This is a genomic window from Streptomyces sp. NPDC002232, from assembly GCF_042890295.1.
GTDB lineage: Bacteria > Actinomycetota > Actinomycetes > Streptomycetales > Streptomycetaceae > Streptomyces.
This window is the reverse complement of the sequence record NZ_JBIARV010000001.1, coordinates 204,276-230,218: the sequence shown is the minus strand read 5'-3', so window position 1 is coordinate 230,218 and position 25,943 is coordinate 204,276. Positions and strand designations below refer to the sequence as shown.

Here is a 25,943-nt window from a genome sequence, read left to right as displayed (position 1 = left end):
GCCCTAGCGTGCGCCGCATGGACACCAAGACGACCGAGAAGACCGCGACCGCGAAGAACGACGAGGCCGCGGAGCGCGCGACCGCCGAGACGGCGGAGACCACCCCGGAGGCCGGGACCGTCCCGGCCGACGCGCGTGCCGAGGCGGCCGCCGCGCCGGACGCGAAGCTCGACGCCGAGATCGCCGAGACCCCCCAGACCGCCGAGACCTCCGAGACTGCCGAGGACGACGACCTGGAGGACCTGGACGCGGACGCGGACGCGGGGCGGACCGCCACCGGCATCGGCGCCGGCGCCGCGGCCGTGGTCTCCGCCGCCCTCGCCGCCGTCGCCCTCACCGGCACCTGGACCGGCAAGGTCGTCTCCGAGCGCGAGACGCTCATCGGGCAGATCAAGACCTCCAACGGTGGCAGCCCCGCCCAGCAGATCAGCGAGATCTACGGCGACGCCTGGCACAGCACCGCGCTGGTCAACGGCGTCTTCGCGCTCCTCGCGCTGATCGTCGGCGTCCTCGTGCTCACCCTGCCCCGGCGCGCCCCCTGGGTCCGCTCCGTCGCCGTGGCGGGCGCCGTCCTGGGCGGTCTGGGGCTGCTCCTCTCGGCGGGCACCTACTTCGACCTCTTCCTGAGCCTCCCGTCCACCGGCTCCTGAGGCCCTGAGGTGTCGGGGGGTGCCGTCTAAGGCCCCCTCAGGACCCGCCTAAGGCCCCCCGTACCCCGAACATGCGGCACTCGCCCGATGTGGCGGCACCCCCTGGGACACGAAAGTGGAGGCATCGCAGAGAGCGATACCGAAACCGGGGAAACCCAGGGGAGCACACCATGTTCGCGTACGAACTCCACACCCTGCACCACGCCGAGCTCATCGCCGAGGCCGCCGCCCACCGGCTCGCCCAGGAGGCCGCGGTGACCCGCCGGGGCCTGCGCCTCTTCGGCCGCCGTCACGCGGGCCAGGACACGGAGGGGCAGGTGACCGACGGCGGGCGCGGCCGCTTCGCCCGGGCCGCGTGATCCCCGTATGAGCGACGGCACGGAAGTCTGTGCGATGCTCGGCGCCGTGGAGACCAGGTCAGTCAGTCCCGTCTTCGTCGGCCGCGCCGGCGAACTCACCGCCCTCACCGAGGCGCTCTCCCGCGCGACCGCGGGAGAGCCCCAGGCCCTGCTCATCGGCGGCGAGGCGGGTGTCGGCAAGACCAGGCTCATCGAGGAGTTCCTCGACACGGCCCGCGACCGGGACGCCGTCGTGGCGCTCGGTGGCTGCGTCGAACTCGGCGCCGACGGACTGCCCTTCGCCCCCTTCTCCGCCGCCCTGCGCGCCCTCCGCCGCCGCATCCCCGCCGAACTCGACGCCGCCGCCGAGGGCCACGAGGGCGAACTCGCCCGCCTCCTGCCCGAACTGGGCGACCCCGGCAGCCACGAGCCCTCCGACGAGGACTCCACCGGCCGCCTCTTCGAACTGACCGTACGGCTCCTGGAGCGGCTCACCGCCGACCGCACGATCGTGCTCGTCCTGGAGGACCTGCACTGGGCCGACGCCTCCACCCGGCACCTGCTCACCTACCTCCTGCGCACCCTGCGGCGCGGCCGGATCGTGGTCGTCGCCAGCTACCGCGCCGACGACATCCACCGCCGCCACCCGCTGCGCCCCCTCCTCGCCGAGCTCGACCGGCTCCGCACCATCCGCCGCATCGAACTCTCCCGCTTCACCCGCACCGAGGTGCACCGCCAGCTCACCGGCATCCTCGCCGCCGAACCCGACCCCGGACTCGTCGAAGAGGTCTTCGAACGCTCCGACGGCAACGCCTTCTTCGTCGAGGAACTCGTCGTCTCCCACGAGGCCGGCTGCGCCGCGGGCCAGCTCAGCGACTCCCTGCGCGACCTCCTGCTCGTCCGGGTCGAGGCGCTCCCCGAAGCCGCCCAGCGCGTCGCCAGGATCGTCGCCGAAGGCGGCTCCACCGTCGAGTACGGCCTCCTCGCCGCCGTCGCCCGGCTCACCGAGGACGAACTCATCGAGGCCCTGCGGGCCGCCGTCGGCGCCAACATCCTCCTCGCCGTCCCCGACGGCGACGGCTACCGCTTCCGCCACTCCCTCGTCCGCGAGGCCGTCAGCGACGACCTCCTGCCCGGCGAGCGCTCCCGCCTCAACCGGCGCTACGCCGAGGCACTGGAGGCCGACCCCGGGCTCGTACGCGCGCACGAGCGGACCACCCGGCTCGCCACGTACTGGTACCACGCGCACGCCCCGGAGAAGGCCCTCCCCGCCGTCCTCCAGGCCTCCGTCGAGACCCGAAAGCGCCACGCCTACGCCGAGCAGCTCCGCCTCCTCGAACGGGCCATGGAGCTGTGGGACGAGGTGCCCGCGCAGACCCGCGACTCGGTGCGCCCCATCGACTACGCCGACGCCTACCCCGCCTGCGGCTGCGACCCCGAGACCTCCTCGCTGCGCTACCTCGACCTGCTCGCCGAGGCCGCCGTCGCCGCCCGGCTCAGCGGCGAGCGGGAACGGGCGGCGAAGATCTGCCGGACGGCCCTGCGGATCCTCGACGAGGCCGAGAACGACCCGCTGCGCGCCGCCTGGTTCTGGACCGAGATGGCCCGGCTCCAGTCCAACCTCGGCCGCGGCGACGGCTGGCCGGAGATCGCCCGCGCCCAGGAACTCGTCAAGGGCCTCCCGCCGTCCGCCGTCCACGCCACGGTCCTGGTCGGCGCGGCCGGCTGGGGCATGCTCCGCAACCCCGGCCCCGAGGCGATCGCCGCCGCCGAACGCGCCGTCGAGTACGCCCGCTTCGTCAAGGCCGAACCGATCGAACTGAACGCCCGGATCACCCTCGGCACCATCCTGGTGTCGGCCGGCGACCCCGAGGGCGGCCTCGCCGCCATGCACGAGGCCCGCGAACGGACCGTCGCCCTGGGCCAGTTCCACGAGGCCGCCCGCGCCCATGTGAACCTCTCCTCGTCCATGGAGGCGCTCGGACGCTCCCGCGAGGCCGTGGAGATCGCCACCGCCGGCATCGAACTGGCCCGCTCCCGGGGCCTCGTCGACAGCGCCGGCTGGATCCGCGCCAACCTCGCCGAGTCGCTCCTCTCGCTCGGCGAGTGGGACCGGAGCAAGGAGGAGGCCGAGCGGCTGCTGCGCTCCGGGGCGAGCAGCACCAAGCCCGGTGGCACCGCCCTCCTCCAGCTCGCCCACCTCGCCGTCGCACGCGGCGAGACGGCCCGGGCCGCCGAGCACCTCGCCGAGGCGAGCACCCGCTACGGCACCCGCGACCCGATCCCGCAGTACACCCTGCCCATGGCGCAGGCCGCGATCGAGATCGCCGCCGCCGAGGGGCGCCTCGCGGACGTGCGGGAGCAGCTCGCCGCCACCGCCGAGACCGGCTTCCCGCCCGGCACCCACCGCTACGGCTGGCCGCTCGTCCTCACCGCCGTCACCGCGGAGGCCGACAGCAGGGGACTGCCCGCAGCCGACGAGGGCCGTGCCGAGGCGCTCGCCGTGGTCCGCCGCTGCGTCCGCGGCCTCGCCACCCCGGCCCCGGTCTGGGAGGCCTACTCCCAGCAGGTGTACGAGGAGCTCGCCCGCGCCGAGGGGCGCGGCACCGCCGCCCGCTGGGCCGAGGTCGTCGCCTCCTTCGAGCCGCTGGAACGCCCCCACCGCCTCGCCGTCGCCCGCCACCGCCTCGCCGACGCCCTGCTCGTCGAGGGCGGCCGCCGCGAGGAGGCCGCGGCCCTGCTCCGCGAGGCCCAGGCCACCGCCGTGCGGCTCTCCGCGCGTCCGCTCCGGGAGGACGTGGAGCTCCTCGCCGCCCGCGCCCGCCTCTCCCTCGCCGCGGAGCGGCGCACCCCGGCGCCGGTCGAGCCGGGAGAGGACGGCTTCGGCCTGACGCCCCGGGAGCAGGACGTGCTGCGCCTGGTCGCGGACGGCCGCACCAACCGCCAGATCGCCGAGGAGCTGTTCATCTCACCGAAGACGGCCAGCGTCCACGTCTCCAACATCCTGGCCAAGCTCGGCGTCGCCGGCCGGGGCGAGGCCGCCGCCCTGGCGCACCGCCTGCACCTCCTCGACCCGGCCCTCTGAGCCCTGGGGGCCTCAGCCGCCCTTGACCCGGTCCTCTGAGCCCTGGGCCTCCTCGGCGCCCGTGACCCGGCCCTCCGAGACCTCGGGGTCCTCGGCCGCCGCGTCCTCCTCGCCCCGGCCCCGCGCGGGCTCGGGGTCCTCGGCCGCCGGGTCGGGAGCCGTGTCCCCCGTCCGGCCGGAGCCGTCCGCCGGGCGGGGGAGCCGTATCGTCACCCGGCCCGAGGAGAGGTCCACCGGGCCGCGCGCCGGATCCGCGTCCCCGGGATCCACCCGGGTCAGGGCCTCCCGGCGGCGCTCCTCCTCGATGTGCCTGCGCCCCGGCGCGAAGAACTCGTCCAGTCCGCCGAACACGGTCACCGCCTCCCTCACCTCACCTCCAGCCGGAGGATCCGGTCGTCCCCGGGACCGGGCGTGCCCCGGGTGTCGGTCTCGCTGGTCACGAGCCGGAGCCCGTCGCCGCCCACCGCGAGAACCGTGCGCAGCCGTCCGTACTCACCTGTCAGGAACGCCTCGGGCTCCCCGGATCGTTCCGCGCCGGAGAGCGGTACGCGCCACAGCCGCTCGCCCCTGAGCCCGGCCATCCAGATCGCGCCCCGGGCGTACGCGATGCCGCTCGGCGACGCCTCCGAGGTCGGCCACTGGGCCACCGGGTCGACGAACCCGGGCTTTCCGGCCCGCCCCTCGACCCGCGGCCAGCCGTAGTTCCGCCCGGGCTCCACCCGGTTCAGCTCGTCCCAGGTGTTCTGCCCGAACTCGGCGGCCCAGAGGCGGCCCTCCGGGTCCCAGGCGAGCCCCTGCACGTTCCGATGGCCGTACGAGTAGACCACCGAGCCCGGGAAGGGATTGCCCGGCGCCGGCCGGCCCTCCGGCGTCATCCGCAGGATCTTCCCGCCCAGGGACTTCCGGTCCTGGGCCAGCCCGGTCCGGCCCGTCTCGCCGGTCCCCGCGTACAGCATGCCGTCCGGCCCGAAGGCGATCCGCCCGCCGTTGTGCACGAAGCCCTTCGGGATGCCGGTGAGCACCGGCTCCGGCGGGCCGAGCCGGTCGCCCTCCCCGCCGCCGTACCGCATGCGCACGATCCGGTTGTCCGAGGCGGCCGTGAGGTACGCGTACACCCGGCCGTCGCGCACGGCGATCCCCAGGAGCCCGCCCTCCCCGCCCGGCACCACCCCGGGCACCTCGCCGAGCACGGTCTTCGCGCCGGTCCGCCCGTCGATCCGGGTGATCGTCCGCTCGTCCCGGGAGGAGACGAGCAGATCCCCGCCCGGCAGCTCCGCGAGTCCCCAGGGCGACTTCAGCCCCTCGGTGAGCGTGCCCGCCACCGAGACCCGGCTGCCGGCGGAGGCCGACGACGAGGCGGACGGGGAGGACGGCGTGGCAGACACCGACGCGGACGGGGCGGCGCCGGGTCCCTCCCCGGTGGCGGTCCCCGAGGAACAGCCGGCGACGAGCACCAGCGCGGCGGCGCCCCACAGGGCCTTCACGACAGGACGGCTCATGATCAGGTCCCCTTCGACGAGTCGAGCGGCATCCCCACACCCTTGATACACCGCTCGCCCCGAAAGAGTTCCCGTCCACCCCGCCCGGGAGCGCCCGGACCGAGCTCCCGGGTGTCCGCGCCGCTCAGTCCCAGGAGCCGCGGGGTGCCGGCAGCGCCGCGATCTCCGCCAGGTCCGCCGCCGTGAGCCGCAGCGAGGCGGCCCCGGCGTTCTCGACCGCCCACCGCTCCCGCTTCGCCCCCGGCACCGGCACGACGTGCCGTCCGAGGCGGAGCACCCAGGCGAGCGCCACCTGCGCGGGCGTGACCTCGGCGCCGTGCCGCGCGGCGACCCGCCGCAGCCCCGCGACGATCGGCTGGTTCGCCGCCATCATCTCGGCCGTGAAGCGGGGGTGCCGGGCCCGCGGGTCGTCCGGCTCGAAGCCGCCGCCCGGGGTCAGCGTCCCGGTCAGGAAACCGCTGCCCAGCGGCATCGCCGCGAGGAAGCCGACCCCGCGCGCCGCGCACCAGGGCAGGAGCCGCGTCAGGGCCTCCCGCGACCAGACCGACAGCTCCGCCTCCACCGCCGCCACCGGGAAGACCTGCTGGATCCGGTCCAGCTGGCGGATCGTTCCCTCGTACCCGTCGCGTCCGGCGCCGACCGCGCCCCGGCGGGCCGTGCGGGCGCCGACGGCGCAGAGGCCGAGCGCCCGGACCTTGCCCGCGGAGACAAGCTCGGCCATCGCGCCCCAGGTCTCCTCGACCGGCACCTCGGGGTCCGCCCGGTGCAGCTGGTAGAGGTCGATCACATCGGTCTGGAGCCGCCGCAGCGAGGCGTCGCAGGCCCGGCGCACGTACCCGGGTCTGCCGTCGGCGACCACGTGCCGCCGCTCCCCGCCGTCGCCGACGAGCAGACCGCACTTCGTCGAGACGAAGGCCTCCGACCGCCGCTCCCTCAACACCCGTCCCAGCAGCAGCTCGTTGGTGAACGGTCCGTACATGTCGGCGGTGTCGAGCAGGCTCACCCCGGCGTCGAGCGCCGCGTGCACGGTCCGCAACGAGCGGTCCCCCCGCTGTTCCGAACGGGTGTACGCCCAGCTCATCGGCATGCACCCCAGGCCGATCGCCCCCACGTCGAGCGCCGTCGCCCCGATACTCCTGCGCTCCACCTGCCGGTACCCCTCCCTGTGCCGTCCCCCAAAGTAACCAATGGCGGCCGGGATTCTTCGCATAGCCTCCCGGTCATGAGATTCGAAGACACGACCGCTGACGTGTGGCTTCCCCTTCCCGCGGACGAGATCGAGGGGCTGCCCGCACCGGGCGGGTCGGGCCTGAACTACCGCTTCTGGGACGGCGGTCCCGAGTTCCCCGCCGACCCGGCCCGCTGCGCCTTCTACGTCGTCCCGTACATGAAGGGCTCGGAGATCGCCGTCCGGCCGCTGGCCGCCATGACCTCCGTCCGGGTCGTGCAGACGCTCTCCGCGGGCATCGACCACGTCACTCCGGGTATCGGCTCGCTGCCCCCGGGGGTCGCCCTGTGCAACGCCAAGGGCGTCCACGAGGCCAGCACCGCCGAGCTCACGCTCGCCCTGATCCTCGCCTCGCTGCGCGGCATCCCCGGATTCGTGCGGGGCCAGGACGCCGAGGAGTGGCGGGCGGGCTTCTACCCGGCCCTCGCCGACAAGTCGGTCCTGATCGTGGGGTACGGATCGATCGGCGCCGCCATCGAGGACCGGCTCGCGCCCTTCGAGTGCGCGCGGGTGGCGCGCGTCGCGCGCTCCGCGCGCGCCACAGAGCGCGGTCCGGTGCACGCCCTGACAGACCTCCCCGCGCTGCTTCCCGAGGCGGACGTGGTCGTGCTCTCCACCCCGCTCACGCCCGCGACCACCGGTCTCGCCGACGCCGGGTTCCTCGCGCGGATGAAGGACGGGGCGCTGCTGGTGAACGTCGCCCGGGGTCCGGTCGTCGACACGTCCGCGCTGCTCAAGGAGGTCGGCAGCGGAAGGATCACGGCGGCGCTCGACGTCACCGACCCGGAACCGCTGCCGGCCGGGCACCCGTTGTGGCACGCTCCCGGTGTCCTGATCAGTCCCCATGTGGGCGGTTCCACCTCGGCCTTCATGCCGAGGGCGAAGCGGCTGATCGCGGCACAGGTGCGGCGCTTCGCCGCGGGTGAGGAGCCGGCCAACGTCCTCCTCACCACCGGGTGACCGGAGGGTTACGTTCCGCCGGTCGTCCGGCGCGCTTCCGGCGCGCGCCGGGCACAAGCTCCCTGGTCGTCACGGAGAGTACTGCGACCCTGTCCCTGAGTGACGGTCCTGGTGTATCGTCCGGAGGCGGGGGACTGCGTCGAGAACGGGCTGACGCTGGGGAGCGAAGTGACGGGACATCAGATTCCGAGGGGGGCGACGGGTGAGGCACGGCCGGAGGACCGACGATCCGACGCGGCGACGCCGCCGGCGAACCTGCCACGCCTCGCCGCCGGCCTCGGGCGCTCGGTGCCGGACCAGTCGGCGCCGCACCGCGCACCACACACCGCCGCGCCACCACGTGCCGCCGCGCCGCCGGACACCGGCCGCGACGTCCGCGGCCACGAGGCCCACGACGGGCACACCGCCGGGCGCCCCGACGAACCGGCGGCGCGGCCGCACGACGCGGCCGGGTGCGGCGGCGCGGCACCGGAGGATCCGGTGAGCGCGCCCGGGGCGGTCCTCACGCGCCGTCCCGTCGGCGGCGGCTCCGGACACCCGGACCCCGACCGCCCCCGCCTCGGCGGGACCTTCGCGCAGGTCGCGCTCGCCCTCGTCTGCGCGGGCTACACCACCGGCGCCTCGCTCGGCTGGGGCTCCCCCCGACTCGCCCTCTTCATGGGCGACTTCGGACTCAGCGCCGCAGCCTTCACCGCCGCGGTCTCCTGCTTCCTCTACGGCCGGACCCACCGCGGCGACACCCGGCCGGCCTGGCTGCTCTTCGCCTTCTCCTCCTTCATGGCGGCCTCGGGGAACGCGGTGTGGGGCTGGTACGAGGTGGTGCTCCGCACCGAGGTGCCGGACTCCTCCGCCGCCGACCTCTTCTTCTTACTCTTCGCACCGCCCGCCATCGTGGGCCTCCTCGTCCTGGCCAAGAAGCCCGTCACCCGGGCCGGCTGGGTGTGCCTGGGGCTGGACGCCTGGCTCATCGGCGGCTCGCTGCTCACGCTCTCCTGGAGCCTCGCCCTCGCCCGCACCGCGCACTTCGAGGGCGAGCCCGTCGCCCAGGCCGCCCTGGCGCTCGCCTATCCGCTGCTCGACATCGTGCTCGTCAGCATGGTCCTCGTCCTGCACTTCCGCCGCTCGCAGGCCAACCGCTCGGCGACGAACACCGCGATCGCCGCGCTCGCCCTGACCGTGCTCTGCGACGCCCTGTTCACCTCGCCGCTGCTCCGCGAGAACTACGCCTCCGGACAGCTCCTCGACGCCGGCTGGTTCGCCGGCTCGCTGCTGCTCGCCTACGCCCCCTGGGGCGTCCGCAGGCCGCCCGACACCGCCGCCGCCCCGCGCGGCCCGTGGCTCCACAGCCGCCCCGTCGCCGGCTCGCTCGCCGCCCTCACCCCGTACCTCGCCGCCGCGGTCTGCACCCTCGGCATCCTGTACAACGTCGTCGAGGGCCGCAGGGTCGACCGCGTCGTCGTCCTCACCGGCTGCACCGTCGTGCTCGCCCTCGTCGTCCGCCAGGGCATCATGCTCCTCGACAACATCGCCCTCACCCACGAACTGGCCCAGAAGGAGAACCACTTCCGGTCGCTCGTGCAGGGCTCCAGCGACGTCATCATGATCGCCGCGCCCACCGGGACGCTCCGCTACGTCAGCCCGGCCGCCTCCGGTGTGTACGGACGGGACGCCGACGACCTCATCGGCTCCGAGCTCGCCTCCCTCATCCACCCCGACGACCTCGGCGCCGTCGTCCACGAGGTGCGCCGCTTCCTGGCCGTCTCGCCCGCCGACGAGCCCACCACCCGGATCGAGTGCCGGTTCCGCTCGGGGCGCGGGGACTGGCTCAACGTCGAGTCGACCGTCAACCGGCACCAGGGCGGCCTGATCTTCAACAGCCGCGACGTCACCGAGCGCGTCCGGCTCCAGGCCCAGCTCCAGCACAACGCCGAGCACGACCCGCTCACCGACCTGCCCAACCGCGCCCTCTTCACCCGGCGCGTCCGGCAGGCCCTCGCCGGCCGCCGCTCCTCGGACCAGGGCACCGCCGTGCTCTTCATCGACCTCGACGGCTTCAAGGGCGTCAACGACCGCCTGGGCCACCAGGCGGGGGACGACCTCCTCGTCCAGGCCGCCCGCCGCCTCCACGACTCCGTACGGGCCGGGGACACCGCCGCCCGGCTCGGCGGCGACGAGTTCGCCGCCCTCATCCTCGGCGACGGCGGCCGCGACCGGGCGGCACGCCGGAACCAGGTCCAGGAGATCGCCGACCGCCTCCGGCTCACCCTCTCCCAGCCCTACCGCGTCGACGGCGGCAACGAGGTCCGGGTCGCGGCCTCCATCGGCGTCGCCTTCGCCGAGCCCGGCATCGAGGCCGGCGCCCTGCTGCGCAACGCCGACCTGGCCATGTACCGGGCCAAGGCCGCCGGCAAGGACCGCGTCGAGCTCTACGCGCCGCAGATGCAGGCCGAGGTGGTCCGGCGGACCGAGCTCGCCGCCCGGCTGCGCACCGCCCTCCACGAGGGCGAGTTCGCCCTGCTCCACCAGCCGGTCGTCGACCTCGCCACCGGCCGGATCTCCGCCGTCAGCGCCCAGGCGCGCTGGCGCTCCTCCCAGGGCATCCTCTTCACCCCCGCCGAGTACCTCCGGGTCACCGACGACGGCGAGCGCACCGCCGAGCTCGGCCGCTGGCTCTTCGAGGAGGCCGTCGAGCAGGCCGCCGAGCGGGCGGGAATCGGCCACCGTACGCCGGTCTCCGTCCGGCTCTCCGCCCGGCGCCTCCTCGACCGCTCGCTGCCGCTGGGCTCGGTCGAGTCCCTGCTCACCCGGCACGGGCTGCCCTCCGGCTCGCTGATCGTCGAGCTCGCCGACAGCGACCCCCGCACCTCGCTCGACGAGCTGGAGCAGCGGCTGGTCGCCCTGCGCCGTCTCGGGGTGCGGATCGCGCTCGACGGCTTCGGCAGCGGACATGTGGCGATCAACGCCCTGCGCAGGCTCCCCGTCGACATACTGAAGCTGGACCGAGGGCTGGTCGAGGGCGTCGTCGAGTCGGCCCGGCTCCGCAAGATCACGCGCGGAGTGCTGCGCATCGCCGGAGAGCTCGGCATGCGGACCGTCGCCGAGGGCGTCGACGTCCCGGAGCAGGTCGTGGCCCTGCGCGCGATGGGATGCAGCCACGCCCAGGGCATGGCCTTCTCGGGCCCGCTCGACGAGTACCGCCTGCGCAGGGCCCTGGTCAGGGACGAGTACCCGCTCCCCGGAGCGGTCCCCGTGCGTGCCGGAAACCGTCCCTCGATCCGCTCAAATAATGAGACGCCTGTCCCACCCACTTGACAGTGGTGAGGGCGGAGAGGGAGGGTCAGTGCCATGCGCACCCGAATTCTCGTACTTGGAAAGCGCGTCGGCTGAGGCAGGGCCCCCGTAGGCCCCGCTGAGAACGCACCCGACGCGCTCCCCTCGCTTGCCTCACGGCACGAGGGGTTTTTTGTTGCACTGGCTCACCCCAAAAACGACGCAAACCCCTGCAAAACACCTCGCAAAAACCCTCTGCTTCGAGAAGAGATGCTGATGACCGAGCAGGCCAACGGGCACCATCCGCAGCCGCGGCCCCGTAACGGCGCGCAGACCGCCACCACCGTCGAGCACGTCACGGGTGCGCAGTCCCTCATCCGTTCTCTCGAGGAAGTGGGCGCCGACACCGTCTTCGGCATCCCCGGCGGCGCGATCCTCCCCGCCTACGACCCGATGATGGACTCGACGCGGGTGCGTCACATCCTCGTGCGCCACGAGCAGGGGGCGGGCCACGCCGCCACCGGTTACGCCCAGGCCACCGGCAAGGTCGGCGTCTGCATGGCGACCTCGGGCCCCGGTGCCACGAACCTGGTCACCCCGATCGCCGACGCGCACATGGACTCGGTCCCGCTCGTCGCGATCACCGGCCAGGTCGCCTCGAAGGCGATCGGCACGGACGCCTTCCAGGAGGCGGACATCTGCGGCATCACGATGCCGATCACCAAGCACAACTTCCTGGTGACCAAGGCCGAGGACATCCCGCGGACCATCGCCGAGGCCTTCCACATCGCCGCCACCGGCCGCCCGGGCCCGGTCCTGGTCGACATCGCCAAGGACGCCCTCCAGGCGAAGACCACCTTCAGCTGGCCGCCGCAGACCGACCTGCCCGGCTACCGCCCGGTGACCAAGCCGCACGCCAAGCAGATCCGCGAGGCCGCCAAGCTGATCAGCGCCGCCAAGCGGCCCGTCCTGTACGTCGGCGGCGGCGTCATCAAGTCCGGTGCCACCGCCGAGCTGAAGATCCTCGCCGAGCTCACCGGCGCCCCGGTCACCACCACGCTGATGGCGCTCGGCGCGTTCCCCGACAGCCACCCGCTGCACGTGGGCATGCCCGGCATGCACGGTGCCGTCACCGCCGTCACCGCGCTCCAGAAGGCCGACCTGATCGTCGCCCTCGGCGCCCGCTTCGACGACCGCGTCACCGGCAAGCTCGACAGCTTCGCCCCGTTCGCCAAGATCGTCCACGCGGACATCGACCCGGCCGAGATCGGCAAGAACCGCGTCGCCGACGTCCCGATCGTCGGTGACGCCCGCGAGGTCATCGCCGACCTGGTCCAGGCCGTCCAGGCCGAGCACAGCGAGGGCAACAAGGGCGACTACACCGCCTGGTGGAGCGACCTGAGCCGCTGGCGCGAGACCTACCCGCTCGGCTACGACCTGCCGGAGGACGGCAGCCTCTCGCCGCAGCAGGTCATCCAGCGCATCGGCAAGCTCGCCCCCGAGGGCACGATCTTCGCCGCGGGCGTCGGCCAGCACCAGATGTGGGCCGCCCACTTCATCGACTACGAGCAGCCCGCCACCTGGCTGAACTCCGGCGGCGCCGGGACGATGGGCTACGCGGTCCCCGCCGCGATGGGCGCCAAGGCCGGCATGCCGGACCGCACGGTCTGGGCGGTCGACGGCGACGGCTGCTTCCAGATGACCAACCAGGAGCTCACCACCTGCGCCCTGAACAACATCCCGATCAAGGTCGCCATCATCAACAACGGCGCCCTCGGCATGGTCCGGCAGTGGCAGACGCTCTTCTACAACCAGCGCTACTCGAACACCGTCCTGCACTCCGGCCCGGACGACGTCCAGGCGAACAAGGGCACCCGCGTCCCCGACTTCGTCAAGCTCTCCGAGGCCATGGGCTGTGTCGCCCTGCGCTGTGAGGACCCGGCCGACCTGGACAAGGTCATCGCCGAGGCCAACGCCATCAACGACCGCCCGGTCGTGATCGACTTCATCGTCCACGAGGACGCCCAGGTCTGGCCGATGGTCGCCGCCGGCACCTCCAACGACGAGGTCATGGCCGCGCGGGGCGTCCGTCCCGACTTCGGCGACGGCGAAGACGACTGAGGCGAAGAGCGAAAAGGAAGAGACCCAGACATGTCCACCAAGCACACGCTCTCCGTTCTCGTCGAGAACACGCCCGGCATCCTCGCCCGGATCGCCGCCCTGTTCTCCCGCCGCGGCTTCAACATCGACTCGCTCGCCGTGGGCGTCACCGAACACCCCGACATCTCCCGCATCACCATCGTGGTCAATGTCGAGGACCTGCCCCTGGAGCAGGTGACCAAGCAGCTCAACAAGCTGGTCAACGTCCTGAAGATCGTCGAACTCGAGCCCAGCGCCGCGATCCAGCGCGAGCTCGTCCTGGTGAAGGTCCGCGCCGACAACGAGACCCGCTCCCAGATCGTCGAGATCGTGCAGCTGTTCCGGGCCAAGACCGTGGACGTCTCGCCCGAGGCGGTCACCATCGAGGCCACCGGTTCGAGTGACAAGCTCGACGCCATGCTCAAGATGCTGGAGCAGTTCGGCGTCAAGGAGCTGGTCCAGTCCGGCACGATCGCCATAGGGCGTGGTTCCCGGTCCATCACGGACCGGTCCCTGCGGGCCCTCGACCGCAGCGCCTGAGTTCCCGGAGGCCGGCCGGCGGTCCACCCGCCGGTCCGACTGACGAGACCCGAAAACTTTCCTCCCGCTCCCCGCCGTACGGTGGGACGCAACACCAGCACCTCAAGGAGATACCCAGTGGCCGAGCTGTTCTACGACGACGATGCCGACCTGTCCATCATCCAGGGCCGCAAGGTCGCGGTGATCGGCTACGGCAGCCAGGGCCACGCCCACGCGCTGTCGCTCCGTGACTCCGGCGTCGACGTCCGCGTCGGTCTCCAGGAGGGCTCGAAGTCCAAGGCCAAGGCCGAGGAGCAGGGCCTGCGCGTCGTCTCCGTCGCCCAGGCGGCGGAAGAGGCCGACCTCATCATGATCCTGACGCCGGACCCGATCCAGGCCCAGGTCTACGAGGAGTCCATCAAGGACCACCTGAAGGAGGGCGACGCGCTCTTCTTCGGCCACGGTCTGAACGTCCGCTACGGCTTCATCAAGGTGCCCGAGGGCATCGACGTCGCCCTGGTCGCCCCGAAGGGCCCGGGTCACCTGGTCCGCCGTCAGTACGAGGAGGGCCGCGGCGTTCCGTGCATCGCGGCCGTCGAGCAGGACGCGACGGGCAAGGCCTTCGATCTGGCGCTCTCGTACGCCAAGGGCATCGGCGGCACCCGCGCCGGCGTCATCAAGACCACCTTCACCGAGGAGACCGAGACCGACCTGTTCGGTGAGCAGGCCGTCCTCTGCGGTGGCACCGCGGCTCTGGTCAAGGCGGGCTTCGAGACCCTGACCGAGGCCGGCTACCAGCCGGAGATCGCCTACTTCGAGTGCCTCCACGAGCTGAAGCTCATCGTCGACCTCATGTACGAGGGCGGCCTGGAGAAGATGCGCTGGTCGGTCTCCGAGACCGCCGAGTGGGGCGACTACGTCACCGGCCCGCGGATCATCACCGACGCCACCAAGGCCGAGATGAAGAAGGTCCTCGCGGAGATCCAGGACGGCACCTTCGCCAAGGAGTGGATGGCCGAGTACCACGGCGGCCTGAAGAAGTACAACGAGTACAAGAACCAGGACGCCAACCACCTCCTGGAGACCACCGGCAAGGAGCTCCGCAAGCTCATGAGCTGGGTGAATGACGAGGAGGCGTAAGCCTTCCGGGAAGGGGCCGGACAGCGTGTCCGGCCCCTTCCCGCATCGTTGGACACCCCGTCCAACCACGGACGGGTGATCCTTCCACCGAGGCGCATGAACTGTGCCGGTGCACCACTACACTTCTCAACAACATCGCGTCAGGCCCACAGCGTCGTGCGCTTTCACGCGGCAAGCCCCCTCCACCGCCTGCGGCCGTCGGGACGGCCGTCCGCACTGGACCTGTGAGGACTCACGTGAGCTCGAAACCTGTCGTACTCATCGCTGAAGAGCTGTCGCCCGCCACCGTCGACGCCCTGGGCCCGGACTTCGAGATCCGGCACTGCAACGGCGCCGACCGGGCCGAACTGCTCCCCGCCATCGCCGATGTGGACGCGATCCTGGTCCGCTCCGCGACCAAGGTCGACGCCGAGGCCCTCGCCGCGGCGAACAAGCTCCGGGTCGTCGCCCGTGCCGGCGTCGGTCTGGACAACGTCGACGTCTCCGCCGCCACCAAGGCCGGCGTCATGGTCGTGAACGCCCCGACCTCCAACATCGTCACCGCCGCCGAGCTCGCCTGCGGCCTGCTCGTCGCCACCGCGCGCAACATCCCGCAGGCCAACACCGCCCTGAAGAACGGCGAGTGGAAGCGCAGCAAGTACACCGGCGTCGAGCTGAGCGAGAAGGTCCTCGGCGTCGTCGGCCTCGGCCGCATCGGCGTCCTGGTCGCCCAGCGCATGTCCGCCTTCGGCATGAAGGTCGTCGCCTACGACCCCTACGTGCAGCCGGCCCGCGCCGCCCAGATGGGCGTGAAGCTCCTCGCCCTGGACGAGCTCCTCGAGGTCGCCGACTTCATCACCGTCCACCTGCCGAAGACCCCGGAGACCCTCGGTCTCATCGGCGACGAGGCGCTGCACAAGGTCAAGCCCTCGGTCCGCATCGTGAACGCCGCGCGCGGCGGGATCGTGGACGAGGCGGCGCTGTACTCGGCGCTGAAGGAGGGCCGGGTCGCCGGCGCGGGCCTCGACGTGTACGCGAAGGAGCCCTGCACGGACTCCCCGCTCTTCGAGCTCGACCAGGTCGTCTGCACCCCGCACCTCGGCGCCTCCACGGACGAGGCCCAGGAGAAGGCCGGCATCGCCGTCGCCAAGTCGGTGCGCCTGGCGCTCGCGGGCGAGCTGGTCCCGGACGCGGTCAACGTCCAGGGCGGCGTCATCGCCGAGGACGTGAAGCCGGGTCTGCCGCTCGCCGAGAAGCTCGGCCGGATCTTCACCGCGCTCGCGGGCGAGGTCGCGGCCCGTCTCGACGTCGAGGTCTACGGCGAGATCACCCAGCACGACGTGAAGGTGCTCGAACTCTCCGCGCTCAAGGGCGTGTTCGAGGACGTGGTCGACGAGACCGTGTCGTACGTCAACGCCCCGCTGTTCGCGCAGGAGCGCGGTGTCGAGGTCCGTCTGACGACGAGCTCCGAGTCGCCCGACCACCGCAACGTGGTGACCGTGCGCGGCACGCTGTCGAGCGGCGAGGAGGTCGCGGTCTCCGGCACGCTGGCCGGCCCCAAGCACCTCCAGAAGATCGTCGCCGTCGGCGACTACGACGTGGACGTGGCGCTCGCCGACCACATGGTCGTGCTGCGCTACGAGGACCGTCCGGGCGTCGTCGGCACGGTCGGCCGGATCCTCGGCGAGGCCGGTCTGAACATCGCCGGCATGCAGGTGGCGCGCGCGGAGGAGGGCGGCGAGGCGCTCGTCGTCCTCACCGTGGACGACACCGTCCCGGCGCCGGTGCTCGCGGAGATCGGCGAGGAGATCGGCGCGGCCTCGGCCCGCTCGGTCAACCTGATCTGACGCACCCCGCACGTCCGTACCCGGCAGCTAGACGCTCGTCTTACACGAGCGTCTAGGGGCCGGGTACAGTGCTGTCATGGGACACAAGGAAGACCTGCTCGAAGGCGCCAAGCGCTGCCTCCTGGAGAAGGGGTACGGGCGCACCACCGCGCGCGACATCGTCGCCGCCTCGGGTACGAACCTCGCCTCCATCGGCTACCACTACGGCTCCAAGGACGCCCTGCTCCAGCAGGCGTTCCTGGCGCTCACGGAGGAGTGGGGGAGCCGCGCCGGGGCGGCCGGCGCCGAGGGCGGCACGCCGCTGCCGGCCGACCCGTACGCGCGCTTCCACGCCGTCTGGGAGCAGGTCGTCGCGGCCGCCGGGGCCAGCCGGCAGGTCTGGAAGCTACAGACCGAGGTCGTCACCCGCATCGACGACGACGAGAAGCTCCGCGAGGCCATCAAGGAGCCGCAGCGCGAGGGTCGCCTGGGGATGGCGCAGGGCTTCCTCGGCATCGACCCGGAGCGGGACCCCGAGAAGGCCCGCGTCGCCGGCCTGCTCTGCCAGGCCCTCGCGACCGGCGTCATGATCCAGTGGTTGGTCGACCCGGAGACCGCCCCGACCGCCGACGACCTCACCGCGGGGCTCAGGGTGCTGATGGGGGAGAGCTGACACCGCCGGAGCCGAGCGCCTCCTACAGCCGCGCCGACTTCAGCGACATGTGCAGCAGCAGGCGGTCCTCGCCGTCGTCCAGGTCGAGGCCCGTGAGCTGTTCGACGCGGGACAGCCGGTAGTAGAGGGTCTGGCGGTGGATGCCCAGGGCCGCCGCCGTGCGGCCCGCCTGGCCCGCGTTGTCCAGGAACACCTCGGCGGTGCGGGCCAGCTCCGCGTGGGCGGGGGCGATCAGCGGGGCGACGGCGGGGTCGACCTCGGGGTGGTAGAGCGCCGCGAGCAGCCGGTACGGGCCGATCCCGGACCACTCCGCAACCGGGCCCAGCGTCGGTTGCGCCGTGGCGGCCCGGGAGGCCGTGTTGGCCTCGCGCCAGGCCGCCGGAAGTTCCGTGAGGCCCCGGCGGGGGTTCGCGATGCCGGCCGGGGCGGCGGCGCGCAGCCGGTCGGCGGCCGTGTGCGCGGGGGAGAGGTCCTCGGCCGTGCGCAGCCGGACGAGGACGGCGAGGGACTCGCCCTCGGGGAGCACGGTGACCGCGGCCGCCCCGGGGACCGCCCGGATCGACGGGGCCTCGCCCCGCCAGGGGGTCACGCAGACCAGGGTGTGCAGGCCGTCCGCGCTGGGCCCCAGCGCCACCCGGAGCGCCGCCACGGCCATGTCGCTCTGCCAGCCGCGCCCGGCGGTCAGGACCGCGGCGAACTCGCGCGAGAGGTCGGCGTCCGCGCGCTCCTCGTCGGCCAGGAGGCTCCCGATCCGGGTCGCGACCTCCATCGCCGCGGCGAGCTGGCCGGGCGTGGGTCCCGGCTCGGCGTCCAGCAGCCAGACGTACCCGAGGACCACCCCCCGATGGCGTACCGGCAGACAGAGCCGGTCGCGGAACACCCCGGCGTCCGGGGCGGCCGGGATGCGGACCGGTTCCGTCGCCCGGGTGATGCCGAAGCCCTCGAACCAGGCGCGGACCGCCGGGGTCGACTTCCGGGTCAGGATCGACCGCGTCCGGACGGGGTCCATGGCGGTGTCGTCGTCACTGTCGTGGGCACCGAAGGCGATCAGCCCGAAGTCGCGGTTCTCCAGCGTCGCCGGCGCCCCGAGCAGCGCGGAGATCTCGTCCACCAGTTCTTGGTAATCGCCCTTCACGGCGCCATTCTCGCACCCTCTCAGACATATGTATGAGAGGGCGTGCACGGATGCGTGACAGGTGTAGATGGCGGACGATCGGAGCGGTCCTTAGGTTTCACGGTGGTTCTTCGTGCTGTTCCCGCTTTCTTCGCGCAGAGCGGGTAGGGCACCTTTCGTCACCTGTCCTTCTGGAGGTCCCCGTGCTGGGTCCCGTGATCCTCGCCGCGTCGCGCAGCGACAAGATGCGCCGTCTCGTCTCGGCCGCGCCCGGGACCAAGCAGGTCGTCGCCCGCTTCATCGCCGGTGAGACGGTCGAGGACGTCGTCCCGATCGTCTCCGAGCTGAGCGACCGCGGCCTGGAGGTCACCCTCGACGTCGTCGGTGAGGACATCACCACCGTCGAGCAGTCGCACGCCGCCCGGGACGCGTACCTGGAGCTCATCGGCCGGCTCAAGGAGCTGGGCCTCGGCGAGCGCGCCGAGATGTCCGTCAAGCTGTCGATGTTCGGCCAGTCCCTGGAGAACGGCCACGAGCTGGCCCTGGCGAACGTCCGCCCGGTCGTCGCGGCCGCCGCCGAGATCGGCACCACCGTCACCCTGGACGCCGAGGACCACACCACCCTCGACTCGATGTTCGCCATCCACGAGGAGCTGCGGAAGGACTTCCCGCAGACCGGCTGCGTCATCCAGGCGTACCTCTTCCGCACCGAGGAGGACGCCCGCCGCCTCGCCGCGAACGGCTCCCGCGTCCGGATCGTGAAGGGCGCCTACAAGGAGCCCGCCGAGGTCGCCATCCAGGACAAGCCCGAGATCGACAAGGCGTACGTCCGGATCATGAAGATCCTCATGGACGGCGAGGGCTACCCGATGATCGGGTCGCACGACCCGCGCCTGATCTCCATCGGCCAGGAGCTGGCCCGCCGCGCCGGGCGCAAGCTGGACGAGTACGAGTTCCAGATGCTGTACGGCATCCGCAGCGAGGAGCAGAACCGGCTCGCGGCCGAGGGCCACCGCATGCGTGTCTACACCGCGTACGGCACCGACTGGTACGGCTACTTCATGCGACGCCTCGCGGAGAAGCCGGCCAACCTCCTCTTCTTCGTCCGCTCCATCCTCACCAAGGGCTGAGCCCACCTCTCACAAGGAGTTACGAGACTCATGGACGCTGTCACCCAGGTCCCCGCTCCGGTCAACGAGCCGGTGCACAGCTACGCCCCCGGTTCCCCGGAGCGCGCCCGCCTCGAGGTCAAGCTCAAGGAGCTGGCCGAGAACCCGCGCGAGCTGCCGATGACCATCGGCGGCGTGAAGCGCCTCGGCGGCGGCGAGGAGTTCAAGGTCGTCCAGCCGCACCACCACAAGGCCGTCATCGGCACCTTCTGCGGCGCCACCGAGCAGGACGCCCAGGACGCCATCGACGCCGCCCTGGCCGCGGCCCCGGCCTGGCGCGCGATGTCCTTCGACGACCGTGCCGCGATCATCCTGCGCGCCGCCGAGCTGCTCGCCGGCCCGTGGCGCGAGACGCTGGCCGCGTCCACCATGCTCGGCCAGTCGAAGACCGCCCAGCAGGCCGAGATCGACACCCCGTGCGAGCTCGTCGACTTCTGGCGCTTCAACGTGGCGTACGCCCGCCAGATCCTCGCCGAGCAGCCGCCGGCGAACTCCCCGGGTGTGTGGAACCGTCTGGACCACCGTCCGCTGGAGGGCTTCGTCTACGCGATCACGCCCTTCAACTTCACGGCCATCGCGGGCAACCTGCCCACCGCTCCCGCCCTCATGGGCAACGTGGTGGTCTGGAAGCCGTCCCCGACGCAGACCCACTCCGCCGTGCTCCTCATGGAGCTCCTGGAGGAGGCCGGCCTGCCGAAGGGCGTCATCAACCTGGTGACCGGCGACGGCATCGCCGTCTCCGAGGTGGCCCTGAACCACCGCGACCTGGCCGGCATCCACTTCACCGGCTCGACCAAGACCTTCCAGCACCTGTGGAAGACGGTCGGCAACAACATCGAGAAGTACCGCGCGTACCCGCGGATCGTCGGCGAGACCGGCGGCAAGGACTTCGTCGTCGCCCACCCCAGCGCCGACCGCGCGATCCTGAAGACCGCGCTGACCCGCGGCTCCTTCGAGTTCCAGGGCCAGAAGTGCTCCGCGTCCTCCCGCGCCTACGTCCCGGCCTCCATCTGGAACGACGGCTTCAAGGAGGAGTTCGCGGCCGAGGTCGACGGCATCACCATGGGTGACGTCACCGACCTGTCGAACTTCATCGGCGCCGTCATCGACGAGCGCTCGTTCGCCAAGAACAAGGCCGCGATCGACCGTGCCGCGGCCGACCCGAGCTGCACGATCGTCGCCGGCGGCACCTACGACGACTCGGTGGGCTACTTCGTCCGCCCGACCGTCATCGTGTGCACCGACCCGGAGAACGAGGTCTTCAAGGCCGAGTACTTCGGTCCGATCCTCGCCATCCACGTGTACGAGGACGACCAGTACGACGCGATGCTGACCCAGATGGAGTCGGCCTCGGACTACGCCCTCACGGGGTCGGTCATCTCCGGCGACCGCGCCGCGGCCGCGTACACGATGGAGAAGCTCCGCTTCGCCGCGGGCAACTTCTACATCAACGACAAGTCGACCGGCGCCGTCGTCGGCCAGCAGCCCTTCGGCGGCGGCCGTGCCTCGGGCACCAACGACAAGGCCGGTGCCCCGCAGAACCTGATGCGCTGGACGCTGACCCGCGCCATCAAGGAGACGCTGGTCCCGCCGACCGAGTACGGCTACCCGCACATGGGCTGACGCCCGCCCGCCTCGTAGAGGCCCCCTGACACCGCCCCCCTCCTCTTCCCCCAATCGAGGACGGGGGCGGTTCTCATGCGCCGGCCTTAGGCTGCTGGGAGGGGGCTCGGTGAGGAGGCACGACATGCCTGGTTCGACGACACTCCGCCCCGGCCACGGGGTCGACGCGATCGAGCACGGCGACGCGCTGCGGACGCTGTCCCTGCTCCAGGAGCTGCGGCGGCTGCTGACCGCGACGGGACCCGACCGGATCACGGACGCGCAGGCCGCGGCCCTGGGCGGAGGCGGGAGCGGCTCCCGTGAGGAGCTCGCCGCCTGGGTGGAGCGGGTCGCCCGCGACCTGGAGCGGGCTACGGCCTGACGCGCCGGGCCAGGAAGTCGCCGATCAGCTCCGCGATCGCCGGCGCGTGGGTCTCCAGGGCGAAGTGGCCCGTGGGCAGGAGGTGGACCTCGGCGTCCGGGCGGTCGCGGCGGAAGGCCTCGGCGCCCGCCGGCACGAACACCTGGTCGCCCGCTCCCCACACGGCGAGGATCGGCACCCCCGAGGTGCGGAAGTACTCCTGGAAGGCCGGGTAGAGGGCGATGTTGGAGCCGTAGTCGGCGATCAGGCCCAGCTGGATGTCGTCCTGGCCCTCGCGGGCCATCAGGGTGGCGTCGTGGTGCCAGGCGTCCGGGCTCAGGAGGTCGCGGTACTCGGCGGGGACACCCGTCTCGTACTGCCACCGGATGCCGTCCAGGGAGCGGAGGGCGCGGACCGGCTCCTCGGTCGCCGGGGTGCGCTTCTCGATCAGGGCGAGGACGGGGGCCCAGGCGTCGGCGCCGAGGCCCTCCTCGTAGGCGTTGCCGTTCTGGGTGACGATCGCGGTGATCCGCCCGGGGTGGGCGAGGGCCAGGCGCAGGCCGATGGGGGCGCCGTAGTCCTGGACGTAGAGCGCGAACCGGTCCAGGCCGACGGCCTCGGTGAACTCCGCGGTGAGTGCGGCCAGTTCGGCGAAGGTGTAGTCGAAGTCGGCCGCGGAGGGCGCGGCGCTGCGGCCGAAGCCCAGGTGGTCGGGGGCGATGAGCCGGTACCGGTCGGCGAGCCGCGGGATCAGGTCGCGGAACATGTGCGAGCTGGTCGGGAAGCCGTGCAGCAGGAGGAGCGCGGGTGCGTCGGCCGGGCCGGCCTCGCGGTAGGCGATCTCGTGGCCCCGGACGGTGACGGTGCGGTGGTGGGTCGGCAGCACGGACATCGTTCTAACCCCTTAACTGTCGCTCACTGGTTATGACTGCACTCAAGCAGCGAAAAATTAACCTGTCAAGGGTGCATGAAGGGTTAGAGTGGGGTGCATGACCCTGAGGATCGCGCCCACCCATGAACTGGGAGCCGCCCGGCTCCGCTCCGTACGGGAGATGCTCGACACCGCCTTCGCGGGCGACTTCTCCGACGACGACTGGGAGCACACGCTCGGCGGCGTCCACGCCTGGGTCGAGGACGAGCGGGGCATCGCCGCCCACGGCGCCGTGGTGCTGCGGCGGCCGCTCCACCGGGGGCGCTCGCTCCGGGCCGGCTATGTCGAAGGGGTCGCCGTCCGTGCGGACCTGCGACGGAGGGGGCTCGGCGGCACCGTGATGGCGGGCCTGGAGCGGGTGATCGACGGGGCCTACGCCCTCGGGGCGCTCAGTGCCTCCGCCGAGGGGGCCGCGCTCTACCGGTCGCGCGGCTGGCGGGTCTGGGAGGGGCGGATCGAGGTGCTCGGCCCCGAGGGGTTCGTCCGGCTCGCCGAGGAGGAGGGCTCCGTCTTCCTGCGCCCGGCGGACGGCCGGGCGCTGCCGGACCCCGCGGCCCCGCTGGTCCTCGACTGGCGGGACGGCGACATCACTTAGCCGGCTTGTGGTCCCGGTCCGCGCCACCGTCGAGGCTGTCGCTGTCGCTGTCGCTGCCTCCGGCGGTGGTGGCGGCGGCTGCGGCGGTCTGGCGGGCGTGGCCCCCGGCCGTCTCCAGGTGGGCGGTGTACAGGGCGAAGAACATGGAGGAGAGCGCGACCGTGATCGCGAGACCGGCCGTGCCGAGCACTCCGATGAAGAACGCCGCCATCGAGCCGCCGACCAGCACGCACCAGGCCGCGAGCACCGCCCGGCCCCGGCGGCTCAGGAACAGCCACCGCTGCGGGGCGGCCGGCGGGGCGCCCACGGTGCCGGCCGGACCCGCGGTCGCCGCGCGCGGCCGCTTGAAGTAGCCGTACACCAGCCACTCCCCGCACAGCTCCCAGCCCTCCGGCACGAGCTCGTCGAGGACCCGGCCCCGCCGCCGCCCGGCGATCACGTCGCGGCGGTACTCCCAGCGCAGCGCCGACCCGGGCGTCCGGCGGCAGACGAACCGGCCGATCGCGTCCAGCGACTCCACCTCCCAGCCCTGGTCGCCGTGGACGGCCAGCATCCGGCGGTCGTTGAAGAGGTCGGCGGTCCAGGTCCAGGACTCCGCGCGCTCGTCCGGCTCGCCGGGCGCGGGGACGAGGCCGCCGAGCTGCGCGGCGAAGGCCGCGGCGGGGCCGAACTCCTCCTGCGGGGCCGTCCCGGTCTCCGCGAGGTGGGCCCGCAGGTCCTCGACGGTCGCGGCGATCTGCTCCTCGGGCACCTGCGCGGCGCGCAGCGATCCGGAGAGCTCGGCGAAGTAGGCGTCGGTGGTCATGGTGTGGTTCCCCCTGGGTCGAGCATGGTCCGTACGGCGCTGTGGAAGGTCAGCCACGACCCGGTCTCGGCGGCGAGCCGCTCGCGGCCGAGGTCCGTGAGCCGGTAGTAGCGGCGTCCCGGTCCGCGCTCGGCGGCGCGGAACTCGGCCTCCACCAGACCGGCCTCCTCCAGGCGGTTCAGGACGGGGTAGAGCGTCCCGCCCTTGATCTCGCCGAGCCCCGCCTCGGCGAGGGCCTTGGCGATCTCGTACCCGTAGCTCTCCCCGTCGGTCAGGCGGGCGAGCACGAGCAGGTCGAGGACTCCCTTGAGCCAGCTGGATCTGCGGTCTGCGGCCATGGAACCATCACATCACTACCTAGGTAGGAATGCAATCTAGATAGGTCTACCGGATCGCCGGTCTCCTCTCCCGGGTTCTCGCCGCGCGGCGTCCCCGGGGGCGCGTCGACGAGGAGCTGAGGTCCACGCAGCGTTGCCCGCCGTCTCAGATAGTAGGAAGTCCGAGTAGTTGTGGAGACAGATGAGGAGGCCTGCCCTAGCTTTGTAGAAGCCGAACGTCTCGCTTCATCAAGCGATGGGCGGCCGAGAGCGCGATGCCCTGTGCAGGCAACCCCTGCGGCGGCGCTCCCCGCCCCTTCCGGCGCCTTCGATCACCAGCTGATCTCCGCACATCCGGATCACCAATGATCTCGAGGAGTCGATCCCCCATGGCCGCTCAGACCGCCCGCCGCGTCCGCCACTCCGCCACCCGTCCCAGCGACGAGGCCCGGCAGAACGCCGCCGCCGCCCTCCAGCGCGCCCTCGACCGCCGTGACAACGGCGGCTCGACCGGCCACTGACCACCGGTCCGACCCCGTTCCGGCCTGGCGCTTCGTCCACATGGCGGACGGAACGTGTCAGACGATGGGACGAAGAGTAGGGTGCCGACATGTCTCACAGCATCAATCTCGCAGTCATTCCCGGCGACGGCATCGGCCAGGAGGTCGTGGCCCAGGGCCTCAAGATCCTCGCGGCCGTCCTTCCCCAGGACGTGAAGCTGGAGACCGAGGAGTACGACTTCGGCGCCAAGCGCTACCACGCCACCGGTGAGACCCTCACCGACGCCGACCTCGACTCGCTCAAGAAGCACGACGCCATCCTGCTCGGCGCCATCGGCGACCCGTCGGTGCCGTCCGGGGTCCTGGAGCGCGGCTTCCTGCTGAAGCTCCGCTTCGCCTTCGACCACCACGTGAACCTGCGGCCGTCGAAGCTGCTGCCCGGCGTCGCCACCCCGCTCGCCGGACAGCCCGAGATCGACTTCGTCGTGGTCCGCGAGGGCACCGAGGGTCCGTACACGGGCAACGGCGGCACCATCCGCAAGGGCACCGAGCACGAGGTCGCCACCGAGGTCTCGGTCAACACCGCCTTCGGTGTCGAGCGCGTGGTCCGGGACGCCTTCGCCCGCGCCCAGGACCGCCCGCGCAAGAAGCTCACGCTGGTCCACAAGAACAACGTGCTGACCTTCGCCGGCCACCTGTGGACGAACATCTTCCAGAAGGTCGCGGCCGAGTTCCCCGAGGTCACGACCGACTACCTGCACGTCGACGCCGCGACGATCTTCCTCGTCACCGACCCGGCCCGCTTCGACGTGATCGTCACCGACAACCTCTTCGGCGACATCATCACCGACCTCGCGGCTGCCGTCTCCGGCGGCATCGGCGTCGCCGCCTCCGGCAACATCAACCCGAGCGGCGCCTTCCCGTCCATGTTCGAGCCGGTCCACGGCTCCGCGCCGGACATCGCGGGCCAGGGCAAGGCCGACCCCACGGCCACCGTCCTCTCCGTCGCCCTCCTGCTCCGTCACCTCGGCTACGAGACCGAGGCCGCCCGGGTCGAGGAGGCCGTCGCCGCCGACCTGACCGAGCGCGGCGACGCCGTCCGCTCCACGGACGAGATCGGCGACGCGCTCGCCGCGCGAGTAGCGAGCTGACCCGCGCCGACTGACATCAGCAGCCGCCGGGTCGCACCAGCGCCCGGCGGCTGTCCCATGCGCGGCCGCGGGGCGCCCCCCCCGAACTCCGG

The 25,943-nt window shown here is 72.4% G+C and carries 23 protein-coding genes; 16 read left to right on the top strand and 7 right to left on the bottom strand.

Annotation, left to right across the window (positions count from 1 at the left end; translation table 11 throughout):
- Positions 1-8: 8 nt before the first annotated feature.
- The 3 genes from ACFYXU_RS01025 (at position 9) to ACFYXU_RS01015 (ending at position 4,073) form a co-directional block, all read left to right on the top strand.
- On the top strand, positions 9-650 hold the full coding sequence (locus ACFYXU_RS01025) for a hypothetical protein (RefSeq protein ID WP_389456123.1): 642 nt from the start codon (positions 9-11) through the stop codon (positions 648-650).
- 170 nt (positions 651-820) lie between these two features.
- A complete protein-coding gene (locus tag ACFYXU_RS01020; RefSeq protein ID WP_329850366.1) occupies positions 821-1,009 on the top strand; it encodes a hypothetical protein in 189 nt (62 codons plus the stop codon).
- Between the two features lie 7 nt (positions 1,010-1,016).
- Positions 1,017-4,073, top strand: coding sequence for an AAA family ATPase (locus ACFYXU_RS01015; RefSeq protein WP_389456121.1), 3,057 nt, complete (start codon positions 1,017-1,019; stop codon positions 4,071-4,073).
- 12 nt (positions 4,074-4,085) lie between these two features.
- Here ACFYXU_RS01015 and ACFYXU_RS01010 read toward each other — a convergent pair whose 3' ends face one another.
- The 3 genes from ACFYXU_RS01010 to ACFYXU_RS01000 form a co-directional block, all read right to left on the bottom strand.
- Complete coding sequence (locus tag ACFYXU_RS01010; RefSeq protein ID WP_389456119.1) at positions 4,086-4,430, bottom strand: DUF6191 domain-containing protein; 345 nt, start codon at positions 4,428-4,430, stop codon at positions 4,086-4,088.
- 8 nt (positions 4,431-4,438) lie between these two features.
- Positions 4,439-5,572 carry a PQQ-dependent sugar dehydrogenase gene (locus ACFYXU_RS01005; RefSeq protein ID WP_389456117.1) on the bottom strand — a complete coding sequence of 378 codons (1,134 nt, stop codon included), beginning with the start codon at positions 5,570-5,572 and terminating at the stop codon, positions 4,439-4,441.
- 124 nt (positions 5,573-5,696) lie between these two features.
- Positions 5,697-6,719 (bottom strand): aldo/keto reductase, encoded by a 1,023-nt coding sequence (locus ACFYXU_RS01000; RefSeq protein WP_361396542.1) that lies wholly within the window; start codon positions 6,717-6,719, stop codon positions 5,697-5,699.
- Positions 6,720-6,794: 75 nt separating this feature from the next.
- Between ACFYXU_RS01000 and ACFYXU_RS00995 the strand changes: the two genes are divergently transcribed.
- From ACFYXU_RS00995 to ACFYXU_RS00965, 7 genes are all read left to right on the top strand, one after another.
- Positions 6,795-7,760, top strand: a complete 966-nt coding sequence (locus tag ACFYXU_RS00995) for a 2-hydroxyacid dehydrogenase (protein WP_376513589.1) — start codon at positions 6,795-6,797, stop codon at positions 7,758-7,760.
- Positions 7,761-8,240: 480 nt separating this feature from the next.
- Complete coding sequence (locus tag ACFYXU_RS00990) at positions 8,241-11,072, top strand: putative bifunctional diguanylate cyclase/phosphodiesterase (protein WP_376513591.1); 2,832 nt, start codon at positions 8,241-8,243, stop codon at positions 11,070-11,072.
- Positions 11,073-11,300: 228 nt separating this feature from the next.
- Entirely contained in the window at positions 11,301-13,151 is a 1,851-nt protein-coding gene (locus tag ACFYXU_RS00985) for an acetolactate synthase large subunit (RefSeq protein WP_376513593.1), read from the top strand.
- 30 nt (positions 13,152-13,181) lie between these two features.
- Entirely contained in the window at positions 13,182-13,709 is a 528-nt protein-coding gene (ilvN, locus tag ACFYXU_RS00980) for an acetolactate synthase small subunit (RefSeq protein WP_024756291.1), read from the top strand.
- A 117-nt stretch (positions 13,710-13,826) separates the two neighbouring features.
- Positions 13,827-14,828 (top strand): ketol-acid reductoisomerase, encoded by a 1,002-nt coding sequence (ilvC, locus tag ACFYXU_RS00975; protein ID WP_329850352.1) that lies wholly within the window; start codon positions 13,827-13,829, stop codon positions 14,826-14,828.
- Positions 14,829-15,064: 236 nt separating this feature from the next.
- A complete protein-coding gene (gene serA / locus ACFYXU_RS00970) occupies positions 15,065-16,654 on the top strand; it encodes a phosphoglycerate dehydrogenase (RefSeq protein WP_376513595.1) in 1,590 nt (529 codons plus the stop codon).
- Positions 16,655-16,730: 76 nt separating this feature from the next.
- The gene (locus ACFYXU_RS00965) at positions 16,731-17,306 is read left to right on the top strand and encodes a TetR/AcrR family transcriptional regulator (protein ID WP_389408105.1); all 576 of its coding nucleotides are present in this window, start codon (positions 16,731-16,733) and stop codon (positions 17,304-17,306) included.
- Positions 17,307-17,328: 22 nt separating this feature from the next.
- On the opposite strand, the gene ACFYXU_RS00960 is transcribed toward ACFYXU_RS00965, so the two are convergent.
- A complete protein-coding gene (locus ACFYXU_RS00960; RefSeq protein ID WP_389456115.1) occupies positions 17,329-18,441 on the bottom strand; it encodes a PucR family transcriptional regulator in 1,113 nt (370 codons plus the stop codon).
- Between the two features lie 182 nt (positions 18,442-18,623).
- Between ACFYXU_RS00960 and ACFYXU_RS00955 the strand changes: the two genes are divergently transcribed.
- The 3 genes from ACFYXU_RS00955 to ACFYXU_RS00945 all read left to right on the top strand — a co-directional run bounded on the left by ACFYXU_RS00955 (position 18,624) and on the right by ACFYXU_RS00945 (position 21,573).
- On the top strand, positions 18,624-19,550 hold the full coding sequence (locus tag ACFYXU_RS00955) for a proline dehydrogenase family protein (protein WP_329850344.1): 927 nt from the start codon (positions 18,624-18,626) through the stop codon (positions 19,548-19,550).
- Between the two features lie 30 nt (positions 19,551-19,580).
- Positions 19,581-21,212, top strand: coding sequence for an L-glutamate gamma-semialdehyde dehydrogenase (gene pruA / locus ACFYXU_RS00950; RefSeq protein WP_389456113.1), 1,632 nt, complete (start codon positions 19,581-19,583; stop codon positions 21,210-21,212).
- A gap of 124 nt (positions 21,213-21,336) precedes the next feature.
- Positions 21,337-21,573, top strand: a complete 237-nt coding sequence (locus ACFYXU_RS00945) for a hypothetical protein (RefSeq protein WP_376515014.1) — start codon at positions 21,337-21,339, stop codon at positions 21,571-21,573.
- On the opposite strand, the gene ACFYXU_RS00940 is transcribed toward ACFYXU_RS00945, so the two are convergent.
- Positions 21,563-22,444: an alpha/beta fold hydrolase gene (locus ACFYXU_RS00940; protein ID WP_389456111.1), complete on the bottom strand. Its 882-nt coding sequence runs from the start codon at positions 22,442-22,444 to the stop codon at positions 21,563-21,565. The two genes, ACFYXU_RS00945 and ACFYXU_RS00940, sit on opposite strands and share 11 nt — an antisense overlap.
- A 97-nt stretch (positions 22,445-22,541) precedes the next feature.
- On the opposite strand from ACFYXU_RS00940, the gene ACFYXU_RS00935 reads away from it, so the two are divergent.
- Positions 22,542-23,078: a GNAT family N-acetyltransferase gene (locus ACFYXU_RS00935; RefSeq protein WP_389456109.1), complete on the top strand. Its 537-nt coding sequence runs from the start codon at positions 22,542-22,544 to the stop codon at positions 23,076-23,078.
- Here the strand turns inward: ACFYXU_RS00935 and ACFYXU_RS00930 are convergent.
- Together ACFYXU_RS00930 and ACFYXU_RS00925 are read right to left on the bottom strand one after the other, a co-directional pair.
- Positions 23,071-23,883 (bottom strand): hypothetical protein, encoded by an 813-nt coding sequence (locus ACFYXU_RS00930; RefSeq protein WP_389456107.1) that lies wholly within the window; start codon positions 23,881-23,883, stop codon positions 23,071-23,073. The genes ACFYXU_RS00935 and ACFYXU_RS00930 overlap by 8 nt on opposite strands.
- Positions 23,880-24,221 (bottom strand): helix-turn-helix transcriptional regulator, encoded by a 342-nt coding sequence (locus ACFYXU_RS00925; RefSeq protein ID WP_329850333.1) that lies wholly within the window; start codon positions 24,219-24,221, stop codon positions 23,880-23,882. The genes ACFYXU_RS00930 and ACFYXU_RS00925 overlap by 4 nt, the downstream gene beginning before the upstream one ends.
- Positions 24,222-24,589: 368 nt before the next feature.
- Between ACFYXU_RS00925 and ACFYXU_RS00920 the strand changes: the two genes are divergently transcribed.
- A complete protein-coding gene (locus ACFYXU_RS00920; RefSeq protein ID WP_329850331.1) occupies positions 24,590-24,721 on the top strand; it encodes a hypothetical protein in 132 nt (43 codons plus the stop codon).
- An 89-nt stretch (positions 24,722-24,810) separates the two neighbouring features.
- On the top strand, positions 24,811-25,851 hold the full coding sequence (locus ACFYXU_RS00915) for a 3-isopropylmalate dehydrogenase (protein WP_376515022.1): 1,041 nt from the start codon (positions 24,811-24,813) through the stop codon (positions 25,849-25,851).
- Positions 25,852-25,943: the final 92 nt, after the last annotated feature.

Bases quoted from the DNA above. Each gene is read 5' to 3' on its own strand.
- ACFYXU_RS01020 (WP_329850366.1), top strand. From the start codon at position 821: ATGTTCGCGTACGAACTCCACACCCTGCACCACGCCGAGCTCATCGCC.
- ACFYXU_RS01015 (WP_389456121.1), top strand. From the start codon at position 1,017: ATGAGCGACGGCACGGAAGTCTGTGCGATGCTCGGCGCCGTGGAGACC.
- ACFYXU_RS01005 (WP_389456117.1), bottom strand. From the start codon at position 5,572: ATGAGCCGTCCTGTCGTGAAGGCCCTGTGGGGCGCCGCCGCGCTGGTG.
- ACFYXU_RS00995 (WP_376513589.1), top strand. From the start codon at position 6,795: ATGAGATTCGAAGACACGACCGCTGACGTGTGGCTTCCCCTTCCCGCG.
- ACFYXU_RS00985 (WP_376513593.1), top strand. From the start codon at position 11,301: ATGCTGATGACCGAGCAGGCCAACGGGCACCATCCGCAGCCGCGGCCC.
- ilvN (WP_024756291.1), top strand. From the start codon at position 13,182: ATGTCCACCAAGCACACGCTCTCCGTTCTCGTCGAGAACACGCCCGGC.
- ACFYXU_RS00965 (WP_389408105.1), top strand. From the start codon at position 16,731: ATGGGACACAAGGAAGACCTGCTCGAAGGCGCCAAGCGCTGCCTCCTG.
- pruA (WP_389456113.1), top strand. From the start codon at position 19,581: ATGGACGCTGTCACCCAGGTCCCCGCTCCGGTCAACGAGCCGGTGCAC.
- ACFYXU_RS00945 (WP_376515014.1), top strand. From the start codon at position 21,337: ATGCCTGGTTCGACGACACTCCGCCCCGGCCACGGGGTCGACGCGATC.
- ACFYXU_RS00940 (WP_389456111.1), bottom strand. From the start codon at position 22,444: ATGTCCGTGCTGCCGACCCACCACCGCACCGTCACCGTCCGGGGCCAC.
- ACFYXU_RS00935 (WP_389456109.1), top strand. From the start codon at position 22,542: ATGACCCTGAGGATCGCGCCCACCCATGAACTGGGAGCCGCCCGGCTC.
- ACFYXU_RS00930 (WP_389456107.1), bottom strand. From the start codon at position 23,883: ATGACCACCGACGCCTACTTCGCCGAGCTCTCCGGATCGCTGCGCGCC.
- ACFYXU_RS00925 (WP_329850333.1), bottom strand. From the start codon at position 24,221: ATGGCCGCAGACCGCAGATCCAGCTGGCTCAAGGGAGTCCTCGACCTG.
- ACFYXU_RS00920 (WP_329850331.1), top strand. From the start codon at position 24,590: ATGGCCGCTCAGACCGCCCGCCGCGTCCGCCACTCCGCCACCCGTCCC.
- ACFYXU_RS00915 (WP_376515022.1), top strand. From the start codon at position 24,811: ATGTCTCACAGCATCAATCTCGCAGTCATTCCCGGCGACGGCATCGGC.